The sequence below is a fragment of the Streptomyces phytophilus genome (genome assembly GCF_013870535.1).
In the GTDB taxonomy this organism is placed as follows: Bacteria; Actinomycetota; Actinomycetes; order Streptomycetales; family Streptomycetaceae; genus Streptomyces; species Streptomyces phytophilus.
In genome coordinates, this window is record NZ_JACBXC010000743.1 from 1 (window position 1) to 3021 (window position 3021).

General features: G+C 74.1%; 4 protein-coding genes. 3 read left to right on the forward strand and 1 reads right to left on the reverse strand.

Features of this window, described 5'->3' with window-relative positions:
- The 3 genes from H5J30_RS24510 to H5J30_RS24520 form a co-directional block, all read left to right on the forward strand.
- A partial coding sequence (locus tag H5J30_RS24510) for a histidine phosphatase family protein (protein WP_181789532.1) occupies positions 1 to 329 on the forward strand: 329 nt, incomplete at its 5' end.
- Positions 330 to 451: 122 nt separating this feature from the next.
- On the forward strand, positions 452 to 1039 hold the full coding sequence (locus H5J30_RS24515; RefSeq protein ID WP_181789533.1) for a TetR/AcrR family transcriptional regulator: 588 nt from the start codon (positions 452 to 454) through the stop codon (positions 1037 to 1039).
- Positions 1036 to 2613: an MFS transporter gene (locus H5J30_RS24520; RefSeq protein WP_181789534.1), complete on the forward strand. Its 1578-nt coding sequence runs from the start codon at positions 1036 to 1038 to the stop codon at positions 2611 to 2613. The genes H5J30_RS24515 and H5J30_RS24520 overlap by 4 nt, the downstream gene beginning before the upstream one ends.
- A 23-nt stretch (positions 2614 to 2636) precedes the next feature.
- Here H5J30_RS24520 and H5J30_RS24525 read toward each other — a convergent pair.
- A partial coding sequence (locus H5J30_RS24525; RefSeq protein ID WP_508470654.1) for a beta/alpha barrel domain-containing protein occupies positions 2637 to 3021 on the reverse strand: 385 nt, incomplete at its 5' end.

Here is a 3021-nt window from a genome sequence, read left to right on the forward strand (position 1 = left end):
CGGAGGTGCGCGAGCGCCACCCCGACGACCTCGCCGCCTGGCTGCGCTCCACGAAGGCGGCGCCGAGCGGCGGCGGGGAGTCCTTCGCCGAGGTCAGCCGCCGCGTCGCGGTCGCGCGCGACAAGCTCCTCGCGCGCTACGCCGGCCGCACGGTGCTGCTCGTCACGCACGTGACGCCGGTCAAGACGCTGGTCCGGCTGGCGCTGGGCGCGCCGCCGGAGTCGCTGTACCGGATGGAGCTGTCGCCGGCGGCGCTCTCGGAGGTCGCGTACTACGCGGACGGGCTCGCGAGCGTACGCCTGCTGAACGACACGTCGCACCTGCGCTGAGCCACTTCCCACCCCTTTCGCGGGCGGCAGCCGCCGCCCGCGCACCGTGCTGCCCGCACTCTGGTACAGATGTACATGTACAGTGGTACTAGTACATGCGTACAGCCACGGGAGGGAAACCGATGCCCGCATCCGGAAAGCCCGCCGCGCGCAGCCGCCGCGACCCGCAGGCCCGCCGCCGGGCGATCGTGCGGGCCGCGGCGGACCTGCTGGTGGAGGGCGGTGGCGGCGACATCACCCACCGCCGGGTCGCCGAGCGCGCCGGCGTGCCGCTGGGGGCGACCACGTACTACTTCACCTCCCTCGACGAGCTGCGCGAGGCCGGTCTCCAGGTCCTGGTGGACGAGATCGAGGAGTTCCTCGACCGCGTGCGGAACGCCGCGGCCGGCGGGCCGCGCGAGCCGGACGGCCTGGCCCGGATCCTCCACGACTACTTCAGCGACACCGATCAGATGCGCGCCGACCTCGCCCTCTACGGCGCGACGATCCACCGTCCCGAACTGCGCCCGCTGGCGCTGCGCTGGTTCGACGGGCTGGTCGAGCTGCTGGGCGAATGGACCGATCCCGCGACGGCGCGGCTGCTGGCCGCGTTCACGGACGGCATCACCCTGCACGTGATGTTCCGGGGCGAACCCGTCGAACTCGACGAGCTGACCCGGGCGATCACCGCCCTGATCCGCTCGGGCCCGGGCCGGGAGGAGGCGGAATGAGCGGGGGAGACCGCGCGGTGGAGAGCGGCGGCGTGCGTACGGAACCGGCCGCGGCGGACCCGGCCGCCGGGCTGAGCCGGGGGCGGCGGTGGGCCGCGCTGGCGGTGCTGTCCGCGAGCCTCCTGGTGATCGCCATGGACGTGACGATCCTGAACGTCGCGCTCCCGCACATCACCGCCGACCTCGCGCCGTCCGCCACACAGCAGTTGTGGATCGTCGACGTCTACGCGCTGATCCTCGCCGGGCTGCTCGTCCCCGTCAGCGCCCTCGCCGACCGCTACGGGCGCAAGCGGATGCTGCTCGCGGGCTACCTGCTCTTCGGCGGGTTCTCGCTGGCGATCCTGGCCGCCGACAGCGCGGCCGGGGTGATTCTGATCCGCGCCCTCCTCGGCGTCGCCGGGGCCATGATCATGCCGACGACGCTGTCGATGGTCCGGGTGATCTTCACGGACCCGCGGGAGCGCGCGACCGCGCTGGGGGTGTGGGCGGCCACCTCGGCCGTGGGCATCGCGGTCGGGCCGGTCGTCGGCGGGCTGCTGCTGACGCACCTGTCCTGGCACTCGGCGTTCCTGATCAACGTGCCGCTGATGGCCGCGGCGATCGTCGCGGGCCTCTTCCTGCTGCCGGAGTACCGCACGGCGCTCCGGCCGCGCTGGGACGTACCCGGCACGGTCGCCATCATCGCGGGCATGGTCGCCCTGGTCTGGTCGATCAAGCACGTCGCGAAGGAGGGCTTCGGCGCCCCGGAGTCGTGGGCGGCCCTCGGCGCGGCGGTGCTGATCCTCGGCTGGTTCGTACGCCGCAGCCTGCGCCGCCCGGATCCGATGCTGGACCTGCGGCTCTTTCGCCGGCCGCCGTTCACGGCGGGGATCGTCGCGGCGCTGGCGTCGATGTTCGCGCTGGGGGCGCTGCTGCTGCTGGTCGCGCAGTGGCTCCAACTGGTCGACGGCCGCACCCCGTTGCAGGCGGGTGTCGCGCTGACGCCGGCGGCGATAGCCATGTGCGTCGCGTCGCCGCTCGCCCCGGCGCTCGCGGCCCGGATCGGTGCCCGTACGGTCCTGGCGGGCGGCCTGGCGATCGCCGGGATGGGGTTCCTCGTCATCTACCTGGCGCCGAGCCCGATCAGCTATCCGTGGATGGCGGTGGCGCTGGCGCTGCTGGGCGGGGGCGGGAGTTCGCTGGCGGTCGCCTCGGGGATCATCATGGCGGGCACCCCGCAGGAGAAGGCGGGCAACGCGGCGGCGCTGGAGGAGACTTCGTACGAACTCGGCAGTGTGCTGGGCGTGGCGGTGCTCGGCAGCATCGCTGCGGCGGTGTACCGGTCCCGGCTGGGGGAGGGGGCACTGAGCGCGCTGACCCCGGCGCAGGCGGACGACGCCCGGGAGTCGCTGGCGGGCGCGCTGGAAGTGGCGGAGCGCACGGGGTCGGCGCGGCTCGCGGCGCGGGCGGGGGACGCGTTCGTCGACTCACTCGCGCTGACGGGGCTGGTCGGCTTCTTCGCGCTGCTGGGCGCGGCGGTGCTCACGGCGGTGCTGGTACCGCGGAACCTGGACCTCACGAAGCAGTCCCACTGAGCGGCCCGCGCCCCCGCCTGCCTTCAGCCGTTGCCGAGTGCCGCCGCCTCGGCGGCGAGCTTCTCCACCGTGGCCCAGTCCTTCGCCGCCAGCGCCGCCTTCGGCAGCATCCACGTGCCGCCCACGCAGCCGACGTTCGCCAGCGCGAGGTACTCCGGCGCCGACTCCGCCGTGACGCCCCCCGTCGGGCAGAACCGGGCACGGGGCAGCGGCGAGCCGAGGGACTTCAGGTACGCGATGCCGCCCGACGCCTCCGCCGGGAAGAACTTCATCTCCGTCACCCCGCGCTCCAGCAGGCCCATCGCCTCCGAGACCGTCGACACCCCCGGCAGGTACGGCAGCCCCGAGCCGTCCATCGCGGTCAGCAGCCGGTCCGTGCTGCCGGGGCTGACGAGGAAGCGGGCGCCC

Coding starts and splice junctions, on each gene's coding strand:
- H5J30_RS24515 (WP_181789533.1), top strand. CDS start 452: ATGCCCGCATCCGGAAAGCCCGCCGCGCGCAGCCGCCGCGACCCGCAG.
- H5J30_RS24520 (WP_181789534.1), top strand. CDS start 1,036: ATGAGCGGGGGAGACCGCGCGGTGGAGAGCGGCGGCGTGCGTACGGAA.